This is a genomic window from Endothiovibrio diazotrophicus, assembly GCF_054657215.1.
Genome location: NZ_BAAHXB010000055.1, coordinates 1 through 24,380, shown reverse-complemented (window position 1 = coordinate 24,380; position 24,380 = coordinate 1). Strand labels below are relative to the sequence as shown.

Here is a 24,380-nt window from a genome sequence, read left to right as displayed (position 1 = left end):
CGCCCCGTGGGCGCCGTGTCGAACGAAACTGCCAGCGATAAAGAGACCCGATCTATTGCAGAACAACGGGACACTAATGATATTCTCCCGCCTCATGAAAAAGCTGCTGATCCCCCTCCTGTTGAGCGCCGCCGCCCCATTCGCCGCGGCCGCCCCCGGCCACGCCATCATCGCCGAGGAGTGGGCCCACCCTCGCAGCGGCGAGGGCCTCAGCCAGATGGAGTCGCTGCGCGACGCAGTGCGCGAGTGGATGGACCACCCCGACGGCACCCTGGTGATCCGCTACCCCGGCGGCGAGGAGGGGGGACTGTGGGCCGGCGAGCTGCGCGCCTGGCTGGTCGCCCTCGGCGTCGATTCCCGGCACATCGAACTGTGGCCGGGCAACGAGCGCCCCGACGCGGTGGAGCTGGAGGTGCGCCGATGACCACCGTCGCCGCCATTCAGATGGCCTCCGGCCCCAACGTCGGCGCCAACCTCGACGAGGCCGCCAAGCTGATCAAGCAGGCCGCCGCCGGAGGCGCCAGGCTGGTGGTGCTGCCGGAGAATTTCGCCTACATGGGCGAACGCGATCGGGACATCCTGACCATCCGCGAATTCGACGGTGACGGCCCGATTCAGCGCTTCCTCTCCGAACAGGCCGGCAAGCGGGGGGTCTGGCTGGTGGGCGGCACCGTACCGATCGCCGGCGACGCCCCCGAGCGGGTACGTGCCGCCTGCCTGCTGTATGACGACGAGGGCAAGCGGGTCGCCCGCTACGACAAGATGCATCTCTTCGACGTCTGCCTCCCCGGCAGCGGCGAGGAGTATGCCGAGTCCCATACCTTCGAACCGGGCAGCGATCCGGTGGTGGTGAAGACGCCGTTCGGCCGCCTGGGCCTGGCGGTCTGCTACGACCTGCGTTTCCCGGAACTCTTTCGCCGCATGCTCGACCGCGGCATGGAGCTGATCGCCCTGCCCGCCGCCTTCACCGCCCAGACCGGCAAGGCCCACTGGCAGCCGCTGCTGCGCGCGCGCGCGATCGAAAACCTCTGCTACGTCGTCGCTGCCGCCCAGGGCGGTTTCCACCACAGCGGCCGCGAGACCCACGGCCACAGCCTGATCGTCGACGCCTGGGGCACCATCCTGCAGGAGCAGGCGAGCGGCAAGGGAGTGGTCAGCGCCGGGATCGACCTGCGCCTGCTGGAGAGCACCCGCCAGAAGTTCCCGGTGATCGACCATCGGCGGCTGCACTGCCGCTGACCGGTGGAGCCGCCGACAACCGACCGCAAACCCTATCCACTCGCTCACGGCAAACCGCGGAGATCATCGCGTTGAAAAGACTGGAAATGAAAGGATTGATCACAACCGTCGCGCTGCTCGCCACCGCGCCGAATGCGCAGGCGGTCAACGTCGACATGACCCACGCCGGCATGCAGGTGAAGAGCACCGACACGATCCGGCTGCGCAACGTTCAGGTATCGGGAGCCGGCTACTACTGGGTCGATCTGAAGTGGGATGCAGAGCAGATGGCCTTCCGGCCGGTGACCGCCGATCGCGACGTATTGCCCCAGTTTTCGGCCACCCGGCAGCGCATCACCTTCTCCCCCGACACGACCTACGACCTGGACGCGGTATGCCGCGGCGAATACGGGGTCCAGTACTCCCAGGCCGACTGGAGCGATATCTCCGGCGTGATCGGTTCCGATCCCACCGAGCTGCAAACCTTCAAGAACACCGTCTACTGGGTCGACGGAAACGTCTACTTCGTGAAGTACGGAAACGCGAACAACGACAGCCGCGGCCGTCCCTACTACGTGGAGGACCAATCCTCCTACGCCCCGTCGACGCTGGAGGCCCTCCAGGACATCAAGCTCACCTACGCCGGCACCGCCGTAACCGGACAGGCGATCTGCGTCCGCAGTTCCGGCGACAATCCGTTCGCAACCGACTGACCGGTGATGGAGGAGGAGCGCATCGCCGCCACCCGGGGCGGCGATGCGCCCGGTGAAACCCGACCATGGATCGACCGCCCAAAGCCTCCGCACCGCCGTACGCCCTGCTGCTGCTCTTCTTCGCCACCCTCACCCTCTACAACGCCAACCGCGACCTCCTCCCGTTCAGCGACACCGCCGGCAACGTCTATCTGACCCGCCATCTCCTGCACGGCGAAGGGGTGACCTTCACCCCCCGCTCCATGCCCGAAGCCTTCACCCGGCAAGCCCTCGCGTCCGACCCTGCACACACCGTACTGAAACCCGCCTATTGGGCCACCGAAACGACCACCCCGGGCGTCTTCGTCAACACCTTCGGCGTCGGCTCCAGCCTGCTCGCACTGCCCCTCTTCGCGCTTGCGGAGCCCCTCCTCGACCTCTCCGATCCGCTCACCCTGTTCACCTATGCCAAACTCGTCGCCAGCCTCCTGGTGGCCGCGTCGGTCTGCTTCGTCTTCCTCTCCGCCAGGCGGCTGAGCAACGATCGCAAGGCGCTGATCAGCGCCACCGTGTACGCCCTCGGGACCGGCGCATGGAGCCTCTCCAGCCAGGGGCTGTGGCAGCAGACGCCGACCCTCTTCCTCTACAGCCTGGCGCTGTGGCTCTTCCTCTCGTGGCGGGAGCGCGGGGAATGGAGGTGGGTCGTCCTCCTCTCGGTCGTCCTGTCGCTGGCGGTGTGGTGCCGTCCCTCCGCGGTATTCGCCGCCGCCTGGCTCGCCGTCTACTTCACTTTCGCCCAGCGGCGTGCCCTGCTGCCCTACCTGGCGGCCGCCACGCCATTCGCCGCGCTGCTGCTGCTCTACAATCAGCACCACTTCGGATCGCCGTTCGCCACCGCGCAGGCGATCGCCTCGCGAGCCATCGCCGGCGACCTCACCGGGTCGCCGGCGTTGTTCCCGACCCCGCTGCTGGAGGGGGCGAGCGGCCTGCTCTTCAGCCCGAGCCACGGCCTACTCGTCTACTCCCCGGTGCTCGTGCTGGGCTTCGTCGGGCTGGCCGTCGCCACCCGCCCGTTCCTGCAATCGGTCTGGCCCTGGCTGGCGGCCAGCGCCACCCTGTGGCTGGTCGCAGCAAAATGGTTCGACTGGTGGGGGGGGCTCTCCTACGGCTGCCGCCCGCTGGTGGATACCCTGCCGTTCCTCTCGATCCTGCTCCTGCCGTTCCTCGACTGGCGACGCCTCGCCCGCGGGCGGGCGACGGCCTACGCCATCGCGCTACTGATCCCCTCCGCCTTCATCCAGGCCATCGGCGCCTTCTTCTTCACCCCCTCCTGGGACATCCGGCCGATCTACGAGATCCATCACCGCACCACCCCTCCAGCCTACGCCTTCAACCGACGGGAGCTGGCCGGATACCTGCGCGGCCACCCCGACGCCGTCGGCTACCAAGCCATCGCCGAGCCACGCCTCGATCTCTACCGCAAGCGGCTGTGGTCATGGAACGACAACCCGATCTACTATTTCCTGCGACACGCCGAGGACTCGCGAGCTCTCCGCCACGCAATGACGCTGCGTGCCCACCCCGGGGAGTAAGGGGCGTAGCGTCGAAACGCCTCCGCCAACGACCACCACGAGCCTGCGTCCGTTCTTATCTTTTCACGACAAAGCGCATAGAATCGTCATTTCGGCCTGAAGCAGGGACAATCCCCTCCAGTCCGGGCGAGGGCGCCCGGAGAGCCGTTGCCAGGAGGCGCTACCGAGCCCACGCCCGATGATCACCGAAAAGCTGCTCGCCGCCGTCATCAATGGCCTCGACGCCGGGGTCTACATCCTCGACGCCGAACTGCGCCTGATCCATATGAACCGTAAGGCGGAGCAGATCCTCGGCTGGCGCGCCGACGAGCTGGCCGGGCGCGGCGTCCACGAGGCGATCCACTACCAGAAGGCCGACGGTTCCCCCTTCCCCGCCGAGGAGTGCCCGGTACACAAGGTGCTCGCCCTGGGGCGCACCTACGCCACCGAGGACGACGTCTTCACCCACCGCGACGGCACCCTGGTGCCGGTGCGCTACGTCTCCACGCCGATGATGGAGGACGGGCGGATCGTCGCCGTCGGCACCGTCTTCCACGAGATCGGCGACGAGAAGCGGCGCGCCGCCGCCGCCGAGCTGCTGCGCGAGATCGACGAGCGGGTGCTCTCCGGCCACCCGCTCGACTACCTGCTCCAGTTCATCGCCACCCGGCTCGCCGAAACCTACCGGCTACCCCTGGCACGGATCACCCTGCGCGGCGACGACGGCCGCTACGAGGTGCGCGCCGAGGCGGGAGACGACGCGGTGATCGGTGGCCTGGAAGCAACCCTCGGCGAGCGCTGGCGGGCCGAGGGGCCGCTGGCGCGGGCGCTCGCCGGCGGCAACGCCGAAGTGCTCCATTTCCGCCAGCACGGGGTGGAGGAGGTGCGCCGCTGGGCCGAAGCGTCGAAGGTCGCCTGCGCCCTGGTGCTGCCGCTCCACTCCGGGAGCGAGGAGCGGCGCGAGACGATCGGTGCCCTGGAGCTCTTCGCTTCCCGCGACGGGCTCTTCTCCGGCCCGGTGGCGGTGCGCCTGGAGGAGCTGGTGGAGCGCATCGCAGTGGCGATCATGGTGGCCGGGGAGCAGCAGCGCCTGCGCCTCCAGGGGGCGGCCATGGAGACCGCCGCCAACGCCATCGTGATCACCGACCGCGCGGGGACCATCCGCTGGGTCAACCCCGCCTTCACCGAACTCTCCGGCTGGAGCGCGGAGGCGGCGATCGGCGAGAACCCGCGCATCCTCAAGTCCGGCGAGCAGGACCCGGAGACCTACCGCGAGCTGTGGCAGACGATAAGCGCCGGCCACCCGTGGAAGGGGGAGGTGATCCAGCGCCATCGCGACGGGCATCTGTATACCGTGGAGCAGACCATCACCCCGATCCACGGTGCCCTCGGCGGGATCACCCACTTCATCGCCGTCCACCAGGACATCACCCAGCGCAAACAGGCCGAGGAGCATATCCAGCGGCTCGCCTTCTACGACCCGCTCACCGGCCTGCCCAACCGGCGGCTCTTCCAGGAGCGGCTGGAGCACGGGATCGCCGAGGCGCGGCGCGAGGAGCGCCTCGCCGCCCTGCTCTTTCTCGACCTGGACAACTTCAAGGACGTCAACGACTCGCTGGGCCACGAGATCGGCGATGCCCTGTTGCAGGCGGTGGCCGAACGGCTGAAGGGAATACTGCGGGCCAACGACTGCGTCGCCCGACTCGGCGGCGACGAGTTCGCCATCATCCAAACCTGCCTGACCAACGTCGACGGCGCCGCCGCCCTGGCCGACAAGTTGGTGGAGGCCCTCAGCCAGCCGTTCCAGATCGGCGAGGGGTTGATCTTCACCGGCACCAGCATCGGCATCACCATCTACCCCTTCGACGACAGCGACATCAACGCCCTGCTGAAGAACGCCGACACCGCCATGTACCGCGCCAAGCGCGAGGGTGGCGGCACCTACCAGTTCCACACCGCCGACATGAACGCCGCAGCCCACGCGCGGATGGCGCTGATCGCCGATCTTCACCGGGCGATCGAACAGCACGAGTTCTTCCTCCACTACCAGCCGCAGGTATCGCTGGAGAGCGGCCGGATCATCGGTCTGGAGGCGCTGATCCGCTGGCAGCACCCGGAGCGCGGGGTGGTTTCCCCGGCGGAGTTCATCCCGGTGGCCGAGGAGTCGGGGCTGATCGTGCCGATCGGCCACTGGGTGCTCGACGAGGCGTGCCGCCAGGCCCGGCAATGGCAGGAGGCGGGGCTGACCCGGGTGCGCATCGCGGTGAACCTCTCCGCCCGCCAGTTCCGCCAGGGGGCGATCGTCGAGGCGGTGGCGCTGACCCTCGCCAACAGCGGCCTCGACCCCGACTGGCTGGAGCTGGAGTTGACCGAGAGCGCGCTGATGGACGACGTCGAGGGCGCCATCGAGACCATGCAGCGGCTGCGCGAGCTGGGGGTCCACCTGGCAATCGACGACTTCGGCACCGGCTACTCATCGATGAGCTACCTCAAGCGCTTCCCGGTGGACCACCTGAAGATCGCCGCCGAGTTCATCCGCGAACTGACCCGCGAGGGGGACGACGCGGCGATCGCCAAGGCGATCATCGACATGGGCCACAGCCTGAAGATGAAGGTGATCGCCGAGGGGGTGGAGACCGACCAGCAGCTACGCTGCCTGATCGAGAAGGGGTGCGACGAAAAGCAGGGCTTCTTCTTCAGCCGGCCGCTGCCGCCGAAGGAGCTGGAGGCGCTGATCCGCGGCGAGACCACGCTCCAAATCGAATTCTGACCTCCGCCCCGCCCGCGGCGCGAAAGCGCCGCGGGCGGGGCGGAGGTCAGAATTCGATCATTTGGGACGGAAGGCTGGCGGGGCGAAGTCACGCAACGGCGCCGAAAGGATCATAGGGCGGGCTGCGCCCGCCGGATGCCGAGGATCACTCCCACCGGTGGCGCCGAAGGATCAGGCCGCCCGCCGGTCGATCGGCGTCACCCGCAACGCATCCTCGTAATACGGTGATTTTTCGCTTTGGAAAAATCACCGTTGCCAGTTGGTGTTGCGGCGGGCCTCCTCCAGCCGGCGGCGGCAGGCGTCGAAGCGGGAGAGGTCGGCGGGGTTGCCGCTGATCGCGTGGCGTTCAGCGAGGTCGTCGCACGCCTCCTGGATCGACAGCAGCTCGGCCACCCGGTCGATGCCGGTCGGATTGCCCCGGCGCTGGCTGGCCGCGTAGTAGAACAGGCCGGCGAAGATGAGCACCACGGCGGCGGCGATCAACCCGCTCACCGCCCGCGGCAACGGGCGACGCCGCGGCGGCGCCGGCGCGGGGTGGTGGAGCACCGGCTCGATGTGCCGGATCACCTCGCTCTGCAGGTGGTTGACGTATTCGCCGATCACCTGCTCCTGATGCAGGTTGGGCATCAGCCGCAGGCCGTAGCGCCACGCCTGTCCGACCAGCCCACCACCGACGATCTCGGCACGGGCGTCGATCGCCTCCGCCCCACGCCGGCCCGCCATGGGCAGTTCGAAACGGACATGGACCCAACTCCCCCGCGCCCACGCGAGCGCCTCCCCGGTGGCCACCGATAGCCCCCCCACCGAGAGATCCAGCAAGCGCCCGTCGCGCCGGCCGTCGCGGGCGGAGAGCGTCACCGCGACCGGCGTCGGCGGCTGCACCCGCACCCCGTTGCGTGGCCTGGGAACGTGGTCGGCCTCGACGATCCCGCCGAGGACGAGGAGCCCCTCTCCCTCGTCGAAGAGCTCCACCTGACCGCGCAGTGGACGCGGCAGCGCGGGGTTGTGCAGGTCGAGCGGTTCGCCCTCGTCGATGGCGAGACGCTGCCCCGCCGACAGCATCAGCTCCAGGGTCCCGCGCACCGCGTCCCCCCGGCGCAGGATGGCCCGCTCGCTCACCTCCACCCCCCGGCGACGATGGCGCAGGGTGAACTCGCCGCCGAGCTGCTCCAGCGCCAAGCGCACCACCGCGCCGGCGTCGCAGGCGTGGTGCTCGGCGGGCGGTTCGAGGACGGCCAGCGCCTCGCGCAGGACGCCGGTCAAGGCGTGGACCGGCTCCACCACCTCGCCCGCCTTTACCGCCCGGGCGACGAACTCGGCGGTCATCACCGCGAAGCACTTGGCGAGAATCGGTGCCGCCTCGATCCCCGGCCCCGCCAGACCGCGCAACGCCGCCTCGGCGGCCGCCGCGCCGCCCTCTCCATCGTCGAGGAAATAGTGGTCGTAGTAATCGAGGGCGACCGCCTCCAGAACTTGCGCGTCGCCCCTGCCGGGGGCGAGCACCCGGCTCACCTTGAGGAAGACCGCTTGGAAACGGGGCCGGTAGGCCTGCAGAAAGGGGCGGTGATCGTGGATCAGCTGGCGGCGGGCGTTCATCGGGTGGGAGCCTGTCGGGCTAAGGAAGCAGCTCGCGCAGCGCCTCGGTATCGATCGGCTTGCGCACGGTGCCGCGCAGCCGCAGACCGAGGGACTTGGTCAGCAGCTCCGCCATGTCGCGGATCGGCGCAGTGGAACCGGTGACCAGGATGATCTCGCCGTCGAAACCGCGATCGGCCAGTTGCCGCACCACCTCCACGCCATCCATCCCCGGCATCATCACGTCGAGAAAGAGCAGCGCGACCCCATCGATCCGCTCCAGCGCCTGGCGGCCGTCCTCCGCCATCACCACCCGCACGATACCGAAGCGCTCCAGCAGCAGCTTCAGATGGAGTCGGGAGGAGGCGTCGTCATCGGCCACCAACACCTGGATGGCTGAAGGATCCTTGATATCGCTCATCCTGAAAACACTCCAAACACGTCCACCTCAAAGGGTAACCGCTGATTCGCACGGATACATCGGTACGAGTACTAGTAGTCCGTCAATGAAGTATTGACCGACCACCAGGAGGCTGTCGGACGCTGGATGAATTGGCCGCGGACGCGGGTTATCGCGAATTGCCGAGATTCGACGACTGCCCTACCCTGGCGACTCGCTCAACCACACCCGGAAGCACGATGAAAAACCGCTCGTTCCTCGCGTTCCTCCTCGGCGCGCTGCCGCTCGCCGTCACTGCCGCCCAAGCGGGCACCGCCTCGGACTTCGCCGCCCACCCGGTCGACCACGACGCCACCCGCTATACGCTGATGTCCGGCCTCGGCAACAGCCGCTGGCCCGACAACAGCGTGCCCTGGTACTACAATCCGGCCGGCGCGCCGCTCGCCGAAAACGACGCGCTCGCCGCCATCCAGGCGGCCACCGCCACCTGGACCGCCGCCGGCGGGGTCACCTTCCGCTATATGGGGACCACCGATCAGGCCCTGAGCAACGGCGCCGACGACAAACTGGTGATCGGCTGGCTCGACGCCACCACCTTCACCAACCGCTTCGGCGACTACAGTGGCTACGCATCGATCTGGTGGAGTGGCGGCTCGATCATCGACGGCGAGATGAGCCTCAATGCCGGCGGCTACGGGATGGACGACCCCTACCCGTTGCAGGGGCTGGTGACCCACGAGATGGGGCACCTGCTCGGCATCGATCACTCCGACGTAGCGGAGTCGGTGATGTTCGCCAACCCCTACAACAGCGCGGAGTACATGCGCACCCTGCGCACGGACGACCTCGACGCCCTCGCCCTGCTCTACCCCGGCAGCGGCACGACCGACTCCGGTACCACGGACTCCGGCACCACCGCTTCCGCCACCATCGCCTTCAGCGGCCTGCAGACGCGCTACGAGGTGGGGGATACCCTCGACGTCCGGCTGCAGGAGGCGGGCGACGGCACCACCGCCGTGGACCTCTGGTTCGCCATCGAACTGCCTGGTGCGGGCGGCCTGCTCTTCGCCACCGCCTCCGGCCTCGGCGGCCAGGCGGCGCCCCTCTACAGCGGGGTTACGGTAGAGTCATCGCTCACCTTCTCGCTGCTGAACCTGACCGTCCCCTCCGGAATCGGCGGCGACTACACCCTCTACGCGGTCTACACCCCGACCGGGGTCGACCCGCTGAACGGCGGCCCGCTCCATTCCAACCTGGCGGTCGCCCGGATCACCTTGGGCAACTAAACCTTGATCTCGAACACCGGCAGCCGCCACAGGCCGTCCACCCGCACCGCCGCCAGCCGCCACGGGTCGAAGCGGGTCAGTTCGGCGATGGCCAGCTCCCGCTCCTTCAGATCCACCACCACCGGACGGCTGTACGGGGTGTTGTCCCGGCGCATCACCGCCATCAGCTTGGGCGAATTGGCGCCGTCGCCGCGCTCGATGACGATCGCCGTCTCGCCATTGCTCAGCCGTACCACGGCACCGGGGGGATAGAGCCCCACCGCCCGCTCCAGCAGCGTCGCCGCCTCCGGATCGGCCCCCGCCCTCAGCTCGTCGAGCGCCTCGCTCACCTCCGCCGGCTTGCGATAGGCCCGCGACATGAACATCGCGCACCAGGCGTCCGCCACCGCCAACACCCGTGCCGAACCACGGATGTCGTTACGCTTCAAGCCCGCCGGATAGCCGGAACCGTCGGGCCGCTCGTGGTGCTGCTCCACCGTCTCCAACCACACCCGGTCGACCACCCCGAGGGCGCGCAGGTAGGCCGCCCCCTCGGCCGGATGGCGGCGGATCTCCTTCCAGGTCTCCTCGCTGAGCGGCCCCTTCTCCTGATGCAGGCTCTCCTGATCGGGCATCATGAGGTCGTGGGTCAACGCGGCACAGGCCAGGCCCTGCAGTTCGCCGCGCGGGATCTTGCGCATGGAGGCGATGCTCACCGCGACGATGGCGTTGTGCATCGCGTGGGTGACCCGGTAGCTGCCGCTCTGCTCCAGTTGGATGGTGGCCAGGGTGGCGTCGCGATTGCGCGCGTTGGCGCGGAGGATCTGCTTGGCCACCGCGCGGATCATGCCGACCCCGTGGGGCTTCTGCTCGGCGAGCAGTTGGAGCGCCATGCGCAGCCGGGTACGCATGGCGTAGAACCACTCGCGGGCCGACTGATACTCGATCGGCCCGGCGAGGAAATCCTCACGCAGCGGGATCCGCCGCACCCGCCCGTCCGTGCGCTCGTCGCCAACGGCCTCACGATACAGCCCCTGCACGGCGGCGTGGTCGATGTGCAGCTGCGACTCGATCACCGTGCCGCGGGTCCACACCAGGTTGCCCCCCTTGTCGAACAGATCCCAGGGGAGCCCGTGGCCGGCCAGCAGTTCCCCCATCTCCACCGGGAGGAGATGGAGCACCTCATCCATGCCGGCCTCCCGAAGTCCGCGTCCGGCGGACGAACCGCCGCGGCGACGAATCCAATTTGTTACGCAATACCCCGATCATCACGAAGGCGTACTCCAAACACCCATTTCATCCGCACAAGCATGCCAGAAACCGCGTACTCAAGCGTCAATTCCGTTAACCGGCAAACGCGGCGGAGCGACCGTTCATCGCATCACACCCCACCTCCCACTCGAAACCGTGTAATGAAATAACGTCGAGATTGTAATAATAGTATTACGTACACGTAGTCAAAATGCCGTAGACACCGTCACCCACCCGACGCTAGCATCCGTAGCCAGTCAGTCAACACCACTCTCCACCGACAACGATCAGGGAAGCCCTCCATGGCCAAAGGAACTCGCGCCTCGTCGATCCTGCTCGCCCTCGGGGCGCTCGCCTCCACCGTTCTCTGTGCCGGCCCCCGGAGCGCCAACTACCACCTCGCCGCCTCGGTGATGGATGCCGCGGGAGGCCAACGGACAACCGCCACGCGGCGCTTCGTCGATGCCCTCGGCCAACCTGCCGCCGCCCTTTCGGTCGATTCTACCCGCGCACTACGTTCCGGCTTCATCCCCCAGACCCCGTTCCAGCCGCTCTTCAACGACCGACTGGTGACCTCAATCCAGGAGGCGCTGACCGCCATCGCCCAGTTGCCCGGAACTTCCACCCAGGAGGCGCGGCGAATCGACCAGGCGATCGACCTGCTGAATCGGGTGCTGGCCGACTTCGACGCCGGACGGTTCACCCAGGGGCTCAACGAAATCCGCCAGGCGATCCTCGACCTGGAGAAGGTGGGGCCGATCACCGAGCCCTACCAGCGCATCCTCGCCAAAGCGGCCGAGGTGGTGGTCACCACCGAGATCAACGTGATTGCCTCCACCGCAGGCGACACCAACCCCTTCGTCATCGGCGCCCGTACCCTAGTGACGCAAGGACTCAGCGAATGGTCGGCCGGCGACTACCGAACCGCGGTCAACACCTTCAAAGACGCCTACCAGCAGGCCACCCTGGCCTGACCCAGACGAAAACCCACGACAACACTCCAAACTGGAAGGGAGGAGCCGATGACACCCTTTGCAAGGATCACGATTATGTTGCTGGCCGCTCTATTGAGCGGAACCGCCCTGGCGGTCCCCGACGTGATCAACTATCAAGGCAAGCTCGAAGACGCCTACCAAGTGCCGCTGGAGGGGGTCGTCGACATCACCTTCACGATCTATGACGCGCCGAGCGGCGGCACCCCGCTGTGGAACGAGTTCCACGGCGGCGTCATGGTCTCCGCCGGCCTGTTCGACCTGCAGATCGGCACCCTCACCACGGGACTCTCCGCCGCCTTCGACGGCGGCGACCGCTGGCTGGAGATCCAGATCGGCAGCGACCTGCCGATGTCCCCCCGCCAGTACATCAGCAGCACGGCCCACAGCTTTTTCGCCAACCAGGCGACCCGGGCCCTCCAGGCCGACCAGGCGGCGGAGGCCAACCACACCACCAACGCCGACTTCGCGACCAATGCCGGCGACGTAGCGGACGCCGACATCACTCCCAACAGCGTTACCGTCAACGGCGTCGCAGTGATCGACAGTAGTGGCCGTTGGGTCGGCGACCCCACCGATCTTCAGGGCCCACAGGGGGAGCGGGGGCCCCAGGGCGTTGCGGGGCCCACCGGCCCGCAAGGAGAGCAGGGACCCCAGGGCGTTGCGGGGCCCACCGGCCCGCAGGGAGAGCAGGGGCCCCAGGGCGTCGCGGGGCCCACCGGCCCGCAGGGAGAGCAGGGGCCCCAGGGCGTCGCCGGCGTGCAGGGACCACAAGGCCCACAGGGACCGGTCGGCGATTCGTTCCTTGACACCATCGGCTGCGCCACCGACCAGATCCTGCGCTTCGACGGCAGCCAGTGGCGGTGCGCGGACCTGCCGACCAGCGGCGGGCTCTCCTCCATCACCGTCTCCAACGGCAGCATGCTCCGTTTTTTCGACGAGGCGGGTAACGTCATCGCCGACCGCTCCCTGCCCGGGTGCAACTACCGCCAGGATGTCGGGGCCTACGGCCGCGACACCTCCGGCAACGTCTACGTGGCACAGGCCGTCGCTCCGTGCGACACCAACTCGTACACCCGGCCTTTCGTGAGCAAATTCTCGCCGCGGGGCGACGTCATCTTCGAAAAGATGGTCGAGTATCAAAATGACACCGCAACGGAGGGGATTCTGGATGGCATGGCGGGCGGCGCACCGAACAAACAGGGCGAATTCCTGTTGGCCGGCGCCTTCTCCTACCCCTGGCTAGGCCGCACGATCTGGCGCTTGGTCAAGTTGGACGCCAGTGGCGAGGTCACCTACGTCGGCCCCGACCTCCCCTACGGTTTCCCCGACGCCCGCTATTCGACGCTCACCGCCAACGGGGGGCTAATCCTATCCAGCGGCGAGGTGGTCACTGGCATCTCCAACGACGGCACACGGGCATGGCGAAACACCTCCGCCGTCTCCACCGACGGCAACCCTCAACCCCTGGTGGCCCTCGACGATGGCAGCGTCTGGATCAGCCGCATCCACCAGAACGGACTGGAGGCGCTGCGGGTGAACGGCGATACGGGCGAGGTGCTGGAAACCTGGAACCAACCCAAGGTCGGCAGCTACCCGCTAATGACCGCCTACTACGACCGCAAGACGAAAGAGATGTGCGCCACCGTGTACTCGGGGGGAATCGTCTGCCAACACCGGCCGTTCGCCTCGTCGCGGATCGGAAAGGATTTCACGGGCATCTCCGCCCGCGGCCCCGACACCATGAATGCACCGTTCTCCGACGCCGTCGGACGGGTCTTCTGGTCCACCGGCAACGTCAACAACAACGCCACCATCATCATCACCGCTTACGGCAGCCCCACCTACACCATCTACCCCGACCTGCCGCTCTCCCCGCGGGAGATCTTCTGAGCGCCGCTGGAACCCGCCCCCCACCCCGCGGTACGCGATCGCGAGAGTCGTATCCGATAGTGGTCGGTTTATCCGTACAACGACTCACACCGACTGCAATACAGTACGGGCAATCAACTTTGGGAACGGAAGTTGGCTTTTTTTCACCAAGACAGATCATCGAGTGCAGCAACGATTTGCTGCGCGACAGCGCGCCAATGCGCATCTCCGTCGGTGGGGAAGACCGTCATGGATGGATAGACCGCCTTTCGATAGGTGATGCTCATATCCCACTTCTCATCGGAAATCGCCGACGGCACCCACACCGGAAGACCGATTGCACCGGCCAACTCCGCCAACGAAGAGGTCCCGGAGATCACCACGTCAACCGCGGACAGCAGCGACGCCAGTTCGTCTTGATCGTCTTTCAGGTTGATCTGCGGCGTGTAGAGCGTCTCACCGGAATCCTTCAGGGCCGCCACCTCCTCCGGGGTGCATTCGTGTTGCACGTTTACTACGAGTAAGTCGTGGCCACCCAATGCGGAAAGCAGCGTGGCGAGGGGCATATACCAATGCCGTCGAGCGGGGTCATCCGCCACACCGCGCCACCCGATGGCCACCCGCCGTCGACTTCCGCCTGCCGCCTCGAGACGACTCCGCCACGCGGCGACTTTTGCCGGGTCCGCTTGGAGGTACCCTCCAACCTCCTGCGCCCAATCCGACCAATACCATCGACCAAGCGTGGCGATTTGGGTAACCCGGTCGAATTTCCCGGCGCGCACCCACCGCTGCAGGTTGCGTCCACCGTCCGGCGACTCGAATGTCACCTCCGGGAACGAACGCGCAAACAGCGTCTTCAGCCGCGCATCGCAAGTTGCCGTCCACTTCGCGCGCGTATTGCCAACGGAGCGAAGAAAGCGGACATAGCGAATCTCATCCCCCAACCCCTGCTCACGCAGCACGAGGATACGCCCCGTCTCGCCGCGAGGATCTTCCAGCAGCGGGACCGCCGTGGCAGCAGCGGTAAACGAGGCTCGCCAGTCGTAGTGAGCGAATCCCTCGGCGAACTCACCGATCCGGAACAACGCATTGGACAGGTTGTAGTGGGCATCCCGGTATCGCGGATCGATGGCGATCGCACGTCGAAAACACTCGATCGCGCGCGTCCACTCCCGCCGTTCGTTCCACGCGCTACCGAGGCTGTTCCATGCTTGTGGATGGGTCGGATTGATTTGCAGGGCACGCTGTAGCGCCTCGATCGCCCCTTCAACCTCTCCGGCCCCCAATCTTGCGTTGCCAAGATTGGCGAATCCGCCGAAGTTGTCGGGGGCCAAAGAGACCATTCGTTCCAACACCCGGACGGCTTCGTCATAGAGGCCCGCCTGCTCGTAACAGGCGCCCAGGTTGTTCATTACGTCGTGGTTGTCCGGCATGATCCGCAACGCGCGTTCAAAATAGCGGGTAGCGTCGGCGAAGCGCTTCCGCTGCGCCATGACCACGCCCATGGCGTTGAGTGCACCGAAATGCGCGCCATCTTGACGCAATATCTTGCTCAACGTCTTTTCCGCACGCTCCAATTGGGCAGCGTGGATGGAATGCACGGCCTTTTCGAACAACTTGTCTATCGCGGTTGCCATATACTCTTTAACCTGCCACGGAACCCGGACAAGCGCGAATTGTCCCAAGATCGCGCCGGATTGTCGCCCGCCCCCCCATTCGATGGAGCGCAGGAGACCCCATGAAGCCCTCCCCCTTCGCCCGCCTCGTTCTGCTGCTGGCCCTGCTCGGCCTCGCCGCCCAGGCCGGTGCGGTGGAGCTCGACCCGCTGATCCGCCACCTCGACCGCCTGTGGCGCGGCGAGACCTCGCAGGCCACCCTGACGATGACGGTGAAGACCCGCCGCTACCAGCGCACCATGTCCCTGGAGAGCTGGTCCCGCGGTAAGGAGCACTCGCTGATGCGGGTGCTCGAACCGATCAAGGACCGCGGCGTCGCCACCCTCAAGGTGGACGCCAACATCTGGAACTACCTGCCGAAGATCGACCGGGTGACCAAGATCCCGGCGAGCATGATGGCAGGCTCCTGGATGGGCAGCCACTTCACCAACGACGACATCGTCCGCGAGAGCACCTTCGAGGACGACTACACCTCGGCCCTCAGCTTCGAGGGGACGCGCGACGGCCACACCATCTACGAGATCACCTCGCGGCCCTTGCCGGACGCCGCGGTGGTCTGGGGCAAGGTGGTGACGGTGCTCGACCAGACCACCCTGGCCCCCCTCTACGCCCGCTACTACGACGAGGAGGGCGCGCTGGTGCGCACCATGACCTTCGACCGCCCCGAGGAGATCGACGGGCGGGTCATCCCCATGCGGCTGACCCTGCAACCGGAGGAGAAGCCCGACGAGTCGACGGTGGTCCTCTACCGACAGATCACCTTCGGGGTACCCCTCGACGACGCATTCTTCTCCCTGCGCAACCTGAAGCGGCGACGCTGACCCCGCCATGCAACGCCACGCCTCCCCGCTGCCGACCCTCGCCTTCGTCGCCTGGCGCAACGTCTGGCGCAACCCGGTGCGCAGCCTGCTCACCATCTCCGCACTGGCCGGCGGGCTGGCGATCATGATCCTCTACGCCTCGCTGCTGGAGGGGATGGCCCGCGACATGGTGCGCTACGCCACCGAGCTGAACACCGGCCACCTGCAGGTGCAGCGCCGCGCCTTCATCGACGACCGCGACCTCTACGCCACCCTCCCCGACGACTGGCTGGGCGCCCTGGAAAAGGAGTTGCCCGGCGCCCACTTCGCCCCGCGGCTCTACGCCGCCGGCCTGGCGAGCGCCGCGGAGAGCTCCGCCGGGGTGCTAATCGAGGCGGTGGACCCGGCGCGGGAGCGGCAGACGACACGCATGCTCGACCACCTGCGCCGCGGCGAGGCGCGCCTCGACGTGGCCGACGTCACCGCCCGCGGGCTGACCCGCTACAACGTGGTGATCGGCGCCCAGTTGGCGAAGAACATGCGCCTCCACCCCGGCGACGAGCTGGTACTGGTGACCCAGGCGGCCGACGGCAGCGTCGGCAACGCGCTCTACCGGGTCGCCGGCGTGCTGCGCCCGCTGGAACCCGCCTTCGACCGCATGGGGGTGCTGCTCTCGATAGAGGCCTACCGGGAGCTGATGTACCTGGAGCAGGGCTACCACGAGCTGGCGGTGCGCCTCGACGACCCGGACCGGCTGGAGAGCGCCCAGGCCACCATCGACGGGGCGCTGCATGCCCTCGCCCAACGCGAGCCCCTGGACGAACTGGGCGGCCCGGCGGTGGTGCGCAACTGGCGCCAGATCAACCCGGCGGTCGCCGACCTGCTGGGGTTGAGCGGGGCGATGAACCTGATCGTCGGCCTGATCGTGGTCGGGCTCGCCTCCCTGGGGATGCTCAACACCCTGATGATGGCGATCCACGAGCGCACCCGCGAGTTCGGCATCCTGCTGGCGATCGGCATGAAGCGGCGCTGGCTGCTGCTGGCGGTGGTGCTCGAATCGCTCTACCTGGCGCTGGTGGCGGCCGCCGCCGGCACCCTCCTCGGCCTGCTCGGCGCCCACTGGCTGGCCACCCGCGGCATCGACTTCAGCGCCACCATGCCCGACGGCTACGACTGGGGCGGGATGGTCTTCGAACCGGTGATGAAGGGCCACCTGCTGGCCGGCGACGTGGTCAACGCCGGCCTGCTGATGATCGCGGTGACCCTGCTCGCCTCGCTGATCCCGGCATGGCGGACGGTGCGCATGCGCCCGGCGGAGGCGATGCGATGAACCGCTGCACCAGCCACCTGCCCCTCGCCACGCTGTTGCTGCTCGCCTGGCGCAACCTGTGGCGCCACCGCCGCCGCACGCTCATCACGCTGAGCTCCATCGCCATCGGCTTCGGCCTGGCGGTGCTCTTCATCGGCATCGGCGACGGCAGCCACAGCTCGATGATCCGCAACGCCATCAAGCTCGGCGAGGGGCACCTGACGATCCAGCCGCGGAGCTATCTGGAGGCCCCCGCCAACCACAAGTACCTCGCCGACGGCGACGCGCTGGCGGCCAAGGTGAAGGCCACCGGCTTCGCCGGCCGGGTGGAGCCGCGCATCTCCATCCAGGTGCTCGCCAGCACCGCCAACAACTCGGTGGGCGCCGGCCTCGAAGGGATGGCCGATGCCCACGACCAGCGGGCGGAGATGCTGCGCGGGATGCTGGTGGAGGGCAAATGGATCGAGCCGGGCGACCGCCGCGGCATCCTCATCGGCGACGGCATGGCGCGCAAGCTGAAGGCCAAGGTGGGTGGCAAGGTGGTGCTGATGGCCGGCCGGCGGGGCGGCGACACCCAGGCCCAGCTGGGCCGGGTGCGCGGCATCTTCGACTCCCACGTCGACGAGCTGGACGACTTCCTGGTGCTCGCCGACCTCGGTCTGGCGCGGCGCTTCCTCGAAGGGGAGGGGGCGGACCCGGCGCGGGGACCGGTCACCCGGCTGGCGCTGTTCCTCGACGATCCGGAGGAGCTGGAGGAGTGGAAGGCGCGCCTGAAGCCGCTGGTCGAGGAGCCGCAGACGGCGCTCTTCGACTGGCGGGAGATGATGCCGCAGCTGGTCCAGTTCGTCGTTCTCGACAACGCCGGCAACTACGTCTTCCTCGCCCTGATCCTGATCCTGGTGGTCTTCGGCATCGTCAACACGGTGCTGATGAGCGTGCTCGAACGGACCCGCGAATTCGGCCTGCTGCGCGCCCTGGGGCTCGCCCGGCGCCATCTGCTGCTGCTGGTGTTCTGCGAGTCGGTGCTGCTCAGCGTGCTGGCGGTGGCCGCCGGCTGGCTGGTGGGGGGCGGGGTGCAGCTCTGGTTCTCCAGCCACGGCATCGACTTCTCGGCGCTGATGAGCCAGGGCACCGCGGTGATGGGCACCTTCATGGACCCGGTGGTCTACACCGAGATCTCCGGCGAGCGGGTCCTCCAGCTCACCGCCATCATCTTCGCCGCCACCCTGGCAACCGGCATCTACCCCGCCATCAAGGCCGCCCGCGTCACCCCGGTGGAGGCGCTACGGACGTGACGGGATGGTGGTGGAATCGAGACTGGTTTCACCATGAAGGACATGAAAAGAAACGAAGGGCAAGAGATACGAGAAATGTAGGATGGGCAAAGCGGAGCGTGCCCATCAAGACAACACTGCCACGGCGCAGTTCACTGCCTTCGCTCGATGGGCACGTCGCTATCGCTCCTTTGCCCATCCTACGAATCGGTTCACGAAAGGCTGATTTGAGGTTTCGCAATGGCACTACTGACACTCAAGGGGATCGGCAAGCGCTACCGCCAGGGCGAGGTGGAGGTAGAGGCGCTGCACGGGGTCGATCTGAGCATGGAGGAGGGAGAGTTCGCCGCCCTGGTGGGGCCCTCGGGCTCCGGCAAGACCACGCTCCTGAACCTGATCGGCGGCCTCGACGCCCCCAGCCAGGGCAGCGCGCACCTCAACGGCACCGACATCGCCGCCCTCGACGAGGCGGCCCTCTCCGACTTCCGCCTCTATCAGCTGGGCTTCATCTTCCAGGCCTACAACCTGGTGCCGGTGCTCAGCGCCCTGGAGAACGTGGAGCTGGTGATGGTGCTGCAAGGACGCCCCGCCGCCGAGCGGCGCGAGCGGGCGCTGCACTACCTGCGACTGGTCGGCCTGGAGCAGCTCACCGACCGCCGCCCCTCGGCACTCAGCGGCGGCCAGCAGCAGCGGGTGGCGGTGGCCCGCGCGCTGGCCGCCGGCCCCCGCCTGGTGCTCGCCGACGAGCCCACCGCCAACCTCGACTCGGAGAACGCCGCCGCCCTGCTCGACGTCATGCACCGCCTCTCCCATGAGGAGAAGACCACCTTCCTCTTCTCCACCCACGACCCGCGGGTGGTGGAACGGGCCGAACGGATCATCACCCTGCGCGACGGCCGCATCGCCGACGACCGACGGGTCACCCCCGACCATGACCATTGACCCGCCCGTAGGGTGGATAAGCGCAGCGCATCCACCGCAACGGAAGCACCTCCACCACCCTCTCGGAGAAGCCCAACACCCGGAGGTACGATTCAACCGCAACAGGTGGATGCGCTACGCTTATCCACCCTACGCACTGCTCCTCGCCGCCACCCTCGCCCTCCCCCTCCACGCCGCCGAGTTCACCGGCCGCCTCTCGCTGCTCGGCGCCTTCAGCCACCCCGGCCGTGGCGAGGCGGGCTACACCGCCGGCGACCACCGCACCCTCACCGCCGACCAGCAGGCGCTGCGCCTGATGCTCGACGGCACCGCCGAGCAGGGCGAGTGGTCGTTCCACCTGAAAGGGGCGCGCCAGCGTCTCCAGGGCTACGCCACCGAAGCCCCCCACTCCAGCCAGCTCTTCCGCTACCGCCGGCTCGCCGGCGATCTGATCGAGCACCAGGGCCCCGACGATCTGCTCCGGTTCGGCGTGGAGGTGGACCGCGCCTACTACCGCCACCGCTTCGGCCCGCTCACCGTCGGCCTCGGCCGCCAACCGCTGGACTGGGGCGCCGGCCGCCTCTGGCAGCCCCTCAACCTGTTCGGCGCCTTCGCCCCCACCGACCTCGACACCGACTACAAGCCGGGCATCGACGGCGCGGTAATCGACTGGTACCCCAGCCCCTTCTCCTCGCTCACCGCCGCCCTCGTCCTCTCCCCCGACCACGACCCCGCCACGGAGGAGAGCGGCGCCCTCCACTACCGGCGGCAGGTGGGGGAGCTCTCCGAGCTGTCGCTGGCGGCGGGCCGGGTGAACGGCGACCAGATCGCGGGCGGGGCCTTCGAGAGCGCCTGGGGCGGCATGGGGTGGCGGGTGGAGGGGAGCCACTACCAGAGGACAGGGGCTGGAGGCGAAGGGTGGTTCTGGATCGCCGGCGTCGACTACCAGTTCGACGACGGCACCCTGCTCACCGTCGAGGGTTGCCACCACGACGGCGGCGCATCCGACGCTGCACAACTCGCCGCGCTGATCAGCGACCACTGGGTCGGCTACGGCCTACAACCGCAACTGGGGCGGCAGGTGCTGGGCGTCGCCCTGGAGCGCGACCTCACCCCCCTGCTGAAGGGGAGCTACACGCTGCTCGACAGCTTCCTGGACGGCGCCACCTCCCAGCTCCACCAGTTCAACCTCACCTACTCGCTGAGCAACGAGTCCGACCTGCTGCTCTCCCTGACCACCACCCGCGGCAAGGGCGCGGACGCCACGGGCGCCCTCCGATCGGAATTCGGTCACCTCCCCACCACCCTCACCCTGCGCTATCGCGTCTACTTCTGATCGCCGATCTCTCCCGCCGTGGGATGCCGGTTTCGGCGGGTATCCGGCCGTAGGTCGGCGCTACCGCGCCGACGCGAACGAAGGCAGCGGACTCCCGACCGCGACGCTCTTCCCGGACGGAGCATCCCGTTCGGGAAGAATGGTGGACACAACGCAAACGCGGTGCCTCCGTTCCCGTCGGCGCGGTAGCGCCGACCTACGGTCTCCACCCACGGAGCGAACCCGAAGTGCGACATCCATCGCCCAACCGAAGCGTCTCTACGCCTCGGCACCGTCTTGTGGTAGAAGAACGCTTTGCAACGAACCACGGAGAACAACCATGCCCCGCGAGATCATCAGCACCGACCAGGCCCCCCAGGCGATCGGCACCTACTCCCAGGCGGTGAAGGTGGGCGACACCGTCTACCTCTCCGGCCAGATCCCCCTGGTACCGGCGACCATGGCGCTGGTCGAGGGCGACATGGAGGCACAGATCCGCCGGGTCTTCGACAACCTGCAGGCGGTGGCCCGCGCCGCCGGCGGCGAGCTCGCCGACATCGCCAAGCTCAACATCTTCCTCACCGACCTCGGCCACTTCCCCCTGGTCAACGAGGTGATGGCCGCCTACTTCCAGCAACCCTATCCGGCCCGCGCCGCCATCGGCGTGGCCTCCCTGCCCAAAGGGGCCGCGGTGGAGATGGACGCGGTCATGGTCCTCGGCGGCTGACTCCCGCCGACGGACCATGGCCCTTTTGGCGCCACAAAGTAAGCCCGAAAAGAAGATAAACCGCAGATTTACGCAGATGAACGCAGATATATACCTGCCAAATCTGCGTTCATCTGCGCAAATCTACGGTTGAATATATAGATGACGGCCCCGGCGACGGGATCACCCGCCCGTTGGCGATCCGGGTATCTCCCACTATAATTCCGCCGACCACTCCATGTGGTGGTCCTCTACGTACCCAACCACCAGCTGACCCATTCGATCCGCATGAGTACCATCGAATCGATCAACCGGATGTTCACCTCCTCCGACGCACAGCGGCTCCTCGAAGCCCACAAGCAGGTCGCCCAGGAGTTCCAGCGCTCCAACGCCGAGGTGAAGGAGGTGGCCCGCGAAGGCGTCAAGTTCCAGCAGAAGATGCACAGTGCCGCCGGCGACGGCCACCTCGGCTCGCGCCTCGACGTCTACGCCTGACGTCAGCGGCGCCTCCCTGCCCCCCCGCGTGCCCCCCGACCACCCCCTCTGGCGCTGTCCGCTCTGTGCCCAGCCGCTGCACGGGGACGACGACGGGCTCCACTGTGACGTCGGCCACCGCTTCGACCGCGCCCGCGAGGGCTACGTCAACCTGCTCCCCGCCCACCACAAGCGGAGCCATGACCCCGGCGACGGCAAGGCGATGGTGCGCAGCCGTCGCGAATTCCTCGACCGCGGCCACTACCGGCCGCTGGCCCGGCGGCTGGCGGAACTGAGCGAGGCGGCCTACCGGCAACGGCAGGGGGAGTCCTTCCGCCTGCTCGACAGCGGCTGCGGCGAGGGCCACTACATCGGCCAGATCGCCGAGACCCTCGGCGCCCCCCTGCGCCGCGACCTCCACCTCGGCGGCAGCGACATCGCCAAGGAGGCGGTCCGCCTCGCCGCCAAACGCCACCGCGCCGTCCACTTCGCGGTGGCCAGCAGCCACGCCCTGCCGATAGCCGACGCCCGCCTCGATCTGGTGCTCTGCGTCTTCGCCCCCCACCACCCGGAGGAGCTGTGCCGGGTCCTCAAACCCGGCGGCCGTTTCCTCCACGTCACCCCCGCGCCCCACCACCTCTACGCCCTGCGCCAACAGGTCTACGACACCCCGACGCCCCACACCCCCGCGGCGACCGGGATCGCCGGTCTGCAACACCTCGAACGGCAGGAGCTGCGCTACCCGCTACTCCTCGACCAACCCGGCGACCCTGCCCGGCTCCTCGCCATGACCCCCTACTACTGGCACGCCAACGAGGCCACGCAGCACCGCATCGCCGTACTCGACCGGCTGGAGACCGAGGCTCACTTTTTCATCGACCTCCACGGCCGCCCGTGAGCGCCCCCCCCCGGAGGTCCCCGCTACTCCCCCCCAACCATGAAGAGCAGTTGGCTCCCCCCGCCGGGGTAACGGATCCGGTAGTCGGGAATGCCGTCGCCGTTGACGTCGCCGGCCTCCTCCAGCGTCAGCGCACCGCCGCTCCCGCCACCCTCGACCCCGTAGTCGAAGACCCCGCGCAGGCGCACCCCGTCCAGCTCGACGGTCAGCACCCCCTCGCCGTCCAATACCACCTGCCCGATACCCGGCAGTGCCTCCAACCAGTCGCCCAGCGGGCTCCACTCGGCGGGGGTCGGCCACAGCGCCTGGGAGAGGCGCTGGTCGCCGTCGCGGTAGACGAACGCCACCCGATAGAGGCCGGGGAGCCCCTCCCGCGGGACCACTGAAATCCCTTCCGACGCGGCGTCGTCCGCCGGGGCGATGGCCAGCCCCGGCTGGAAGTGGTACTCGACGCCGCCGCCGGCGGTGGCGAACCGCCCCCCTTCGCGTACTTCGTACGCTGCCAGGCCGGCGGCGCGCAGGCCGTCGTCCAGCCGCTGGGGCTGCTCGACGGCGGGGACCAGCTCGATCGCCTCCCCGCTCCCGGTCACCAACCGCAGCGCGCCGCCGTCACCGGCCCATACACCCGGTGCCTCCCCCGGCGCCGCCTCGCCCACGGCGAGCGGGCGCAACACCAGCCGGTTGACCCCGTCGCTGCCGCTGACCACCCCGGTGGCGGGGTCCTGGGTCGTATCGGCAAGGTGGAAATGGCCGTCGAGCCCGCTCGCCACCTGTCCCATCAGCGCCTCACCACGGCCGTCGACGAGCTGGCTCAGGTCCGGTGCGGGTGTGCGGGGATCGCCGATCAGCGGCGTGGCGACCGCCGGCTCGGCGCCATCCTCCTCACCTTCGCCGCTCCCCGCGGCGGCAGTCGGCGAAGGTGCCGGCGCCGAAGCGGGTGCCGACGCCGGTGCCGATACCTGGGATGAAACGGCCGGGGGCGTCGCCGTGGGCTCCGGTGTAGGGCTTGCCGTGGGGGTCGGCGTCACCGCCGGAGAGGAGGCGGGAGCGGACGTCGGCGTGGACGTCGGCGTGGACGTCGGTTCCGGGGTCGGGGTCGGGGTCGTGGTCGTGGTCGGGGTCGGGCTGGGCGTCGAAACGGGCGTCGGAGTCGGGCTCGGACTGGACGTCGGCGAGGGAGACGGCGCGCCCGCCTCGGCGGCGCGCACCGCGCCATTCAGGACGTTGCCGCTGGGGTCGACCGAGACGATGCGCAGCCACACCCGCGCCGGATCGACGCCGGTCAGGCGCACCCGATGCACCGTACCCATCCCCGCCTCGCTCGCCTCGAAGTCGAGCGCGTCGGCGGCGCTACCGAAACGTACCTTGGAGGAGGCCGGCTCGTCGGTCGACCAACGCACC

20 protein-coding genes and 1 pseudogene are annotated in these 24,380 nt (G+C 68.2%); 16 read left to right on the top strand and 5 right to left on the bottom strand.

Annotation, left to right across the window (positions count from 1 at the left end; all coding sequences use genetic code 11):
• Positions 1-94 precede the first annotated feature (94 nt).
• From ACYQ2W_RS14295 to ACYQ2W_RS14275, 5 genes are all read left to right on the top strand, one after another.
• Positions 95-424: a hypothetical protein gene (locus ACYQ2W_RS14295; RefSeq protein ID WP_459868372.1), complete on the top strand. Its 330-nt coding sequence runs from the start codon at positions 95-97 to the stop codon at positions 422-424.
• Entirely contained in the window at positions 421-1,239 is an 819-nt protein-coding gene (locus ACYQ2W_RS14290) for a carbon-nitrogen hydrolase family protein (RefSeq protein ID WP_459868370.1), read from the top strand. The genes ACYQ2W_RS14295 and ACYQ2W_RS14290 overlap by 4 nt, the downstream gene beginning before the upstream one ends.
• A 95-nt stretch (positions 1,240-1,334) precedes the next feature.
• A complete protein-coding gene (locus tag ACYQ2W_RS14285; RefSeq protein WP_459868367.1) occupies positions 1,335-1,931 on the top strand; it encodes a hypothetical protein in 597 nt (198 codons plus the stop codon).
• A gap of 65 nt (positions 1,932-1,996) precedes the next feature.
• The gene (locus tag ACYQ2W_RS14280) at positions 1,997-3,502 is read left to right on the top strand and encodes a glycosyltransferase family 39 protein (protein ID WP_459868364.1); all 1,506 of its coding nucleotides are present in this window, start codon (positions 1,997-1,999) and stop codon (positions 3,500-3,502) included.
• A gap of 178 nt (positions 3,503-3,680) precedes the next feature.
• A complete protein-coding gene (locus ACYQ2W_RS14275) occupies positions 3,681-6,251 on the top strand; it encodes a sensor domain-containing protein (RefSeq protein WP_459868361.1) in 2,571 nt (856 codons plus the stop codon).
• A 246-nt stretch (positions 6,252-6,497) separates the two neighbouring features.
• On the opposite strand, the gene ACYQ2W_RS14270 is transcribed toward ACYQ2W_RS14275, so the two are convergent.
• On the bottom strand, positions 6,498-7,847 hold the full coding sequence (locus ACYQ2W_RS14270) for a PilZ domain-containing protein (protein WP_459868358.1): 1,350 nt from the start codon (positions 7,845-7,847) through the stop codon (positions 6,498-6,500).
• A 19-nt stretch (positions 7,848-7,866) separates the two neighbouring features.
• Positions 7,867-8,247: a response regulator gene (locus ACYQ2W_RS14265; RefSeq protein WP_459868355.1), complete on the bottom strand. Its 381-nt coding sequence runs from the start codon at positions 8,245-8,247 to the stop codon at positions 7,867-7,869.
• A 218-nt stretch (positions 8,248-8,465) separates the two neighbouring features.
• Between ACYQ2W_RS14265 and ACYQ2W_RS14260 the strand changes: the two genes are divergently transcribed.
• Complete coding sequence (locus ACYQ2W_RS14260) at positions 8,466-9,512, top strand: matrixin family metalloprotease (protein WP_459868352.1); 1,047 nt, start codon at positions 8,466-8,468, stop codon at positions 9,510-9,512.
• Here the strand turns inward: ACYQ2W_RS14260 and ACYQ2W_RS14255 are convergent.
• Entirely contained in the window at positions 9,509-10,681 is a 1,173-nt protein-coding gene (locus ACYQ2W_RS14255; RefSeq protein ID WP_459868349.1) for an HD-GYP domain-containing protein, read from the bottom strand. The two genes, ACYQ2W_RS14260 and ACYQ2W_RS14255, sit on opposite strands and share 4 nt — an antisense overlap.
• Positions 10,682-11,044: 363 nt before the next feature.
• On the opposite strand from ACYQ2W_RS14255, the gene ACYQ2W_RS14250 reads away from it, so the two are divergent.
• Positions 11,045-11,716: a hypothetical protein gene (locus ACYQ2W_RS14250; protein ID WP_459868346.1), complete on the top strand. Its 672-nt coding sequence runs from the start codon at positions 11,045-11,047 to the stop codon at positions 11,714-11,716.
• 75 nt (positions 11,717-11,791) lie between these two features.
• Positions 11,792-13,627, top strand: coding sequence for a hypothetical protein (locus ACYQ2W_RS14245; protein WP_459868343.1), 1,836 nt, complete (start codon positions 11,792-11,794; stop codon positions 13,625-13,627).
• A 143-nt stretch (positions 13,628-13,770) separates the two neighbouring features.
• On the opposite strand, the gene ACYQ2W_RS14240 is transcribed toward ACYQ2W_RS14245, so the two are convergent.
• The gene (locus tag ACYQ2W_RS14240; protein ID WP_459868340.1) at positions 13,771-15,243 is read right to left on the bottom strand and encodes a tetratricopeptide repeat protein; all 1,473 of its coding nucleotides are present in this window, start codon (positions 15,241-15,243) and stop codon (positions 13,771-13,773) included.
• 101 nt (positions 15,244-15,344) lie between these two features.
• On the opposite strand from ACYQ2W_RS14240, the gene ACYQ2W_RS14235 reads away from it, so the two are divergent.
• The 8 genes from ACYQ2W_RS14235 to ACYQ2W_RS14200 all read left to right on the top strand — a co-directional run bounded on the left by ACYQ2W_RS14235 (position 15,345) and on the right by ACYQ2W_RS14200 (position 22,979).
• Positions 15,345-16,103: an outer membrane lipoprotein-sorting protein gene (locus ACYQ2W_RS14235; protein ID WP_459868337.1), complete on the top strand. Its 759-nt coding sequence runs from the start codon at positions 15,345-15,347 to the stop codon at positions 16,101-16,103.
• A gap of 7 nt (positions 16,104-16,110) precedes the next feature.
• Entirely contained in the window at positions 16,111-17,412 is a 1,302-nt protein-coding gene (locus tag ACYQ2W_RS14230; RefSeq protein ID WP_459868334.1) for an ABC transporter permease, read from the top strand.
• Complete coding sequence (locus ACYQ2W_RS14225) at positions 17,409-18,686, top strand: ABC transporter permease (protein WP_459868331.1); 1,278 nt, start codon at positions 17,409-17,411, stop codon at positions 18,684-18,686. The genes ACYQ2W_RS14230 and ACYQ2W_RS14225 overlap by 4 nt, the downstream gene beginning before the upstream one ends.
• A gap of 219 nt (positions 18,687-18,905) precedes the next feature.
• Positions 18,906-19,607, top strand: coding sequence for an ABC transporter ATP-binding protein (locus tag ACYQ2W_RS14220; protein ID WP_459868328.1), 702 nt, complete (start codon positions 18,906-18,908; stop codon positions 19,605-19,607).
• Positions 19,608-19,716: 109 nt separating this feature from the next.
• Positions 19,717-20,922 carry a hypothetical protein gene (locus ACYQ2W_RS14215; protein ID WP_459868325.1) on the top strand — a complete coding sequence of 402 codons (1,206 nt, stop codon included), beginning with the start codon at positions 19,717-19,719 and terminating at the stop codon, positions 20,920-20,922.
• A 319-nt stretch (positions 20,923-21,241) separates the two neighbouring features.
• Positions 21,242-21,628, top strand: coding sequence for a RidA family protein (locus ACYQ2W_RS14210; protein WP_459868323.1), 387 nt, complete (start codon positions 21,242-21,244; stop codon positions 21,626-21,628).
• Positions 21,629-21,847: 219 nt separating this feature from the next.
• Positions 21,848-22,102 (top strand): hypothetical protein, encoded by a 255-nt coding sequence (locus ACYQ2W_RS14205; RefSeq protein WP_459868320.1) that lies wholly within the window; start codon positions 21,848-21,850, stop codon positions 22,100-22,102.
• The gene (locus ACYQ2W_RS14200; RefSeq protein ID WP_459868317.1) at positions 22,053-22,979 is read left to right on the top strand and encodes a putative RNA methyltransferase; all 927 of its coding nucleotides are present in this window, start codon (positions 22,053-22,055) and stop codon (positions 22,977-22,979) included. Before ACYQ2W_RS14205 ends, ACYQ2W_RS14200 begins: the two co-directional genes overlap by 50 nt.
• 23 nt (positions 22,980-23,002) lie before the next feature.
• Here the strand turns inward: ACYQ2W_RS14200 and ACYQ2W_RS14195 are convergent.
• A pseudogene (locus ACYQ2W_RS14195) lies at positions 23,003-24,380 on the bottom strand (hypothetical protein); the annotation flags it as partial.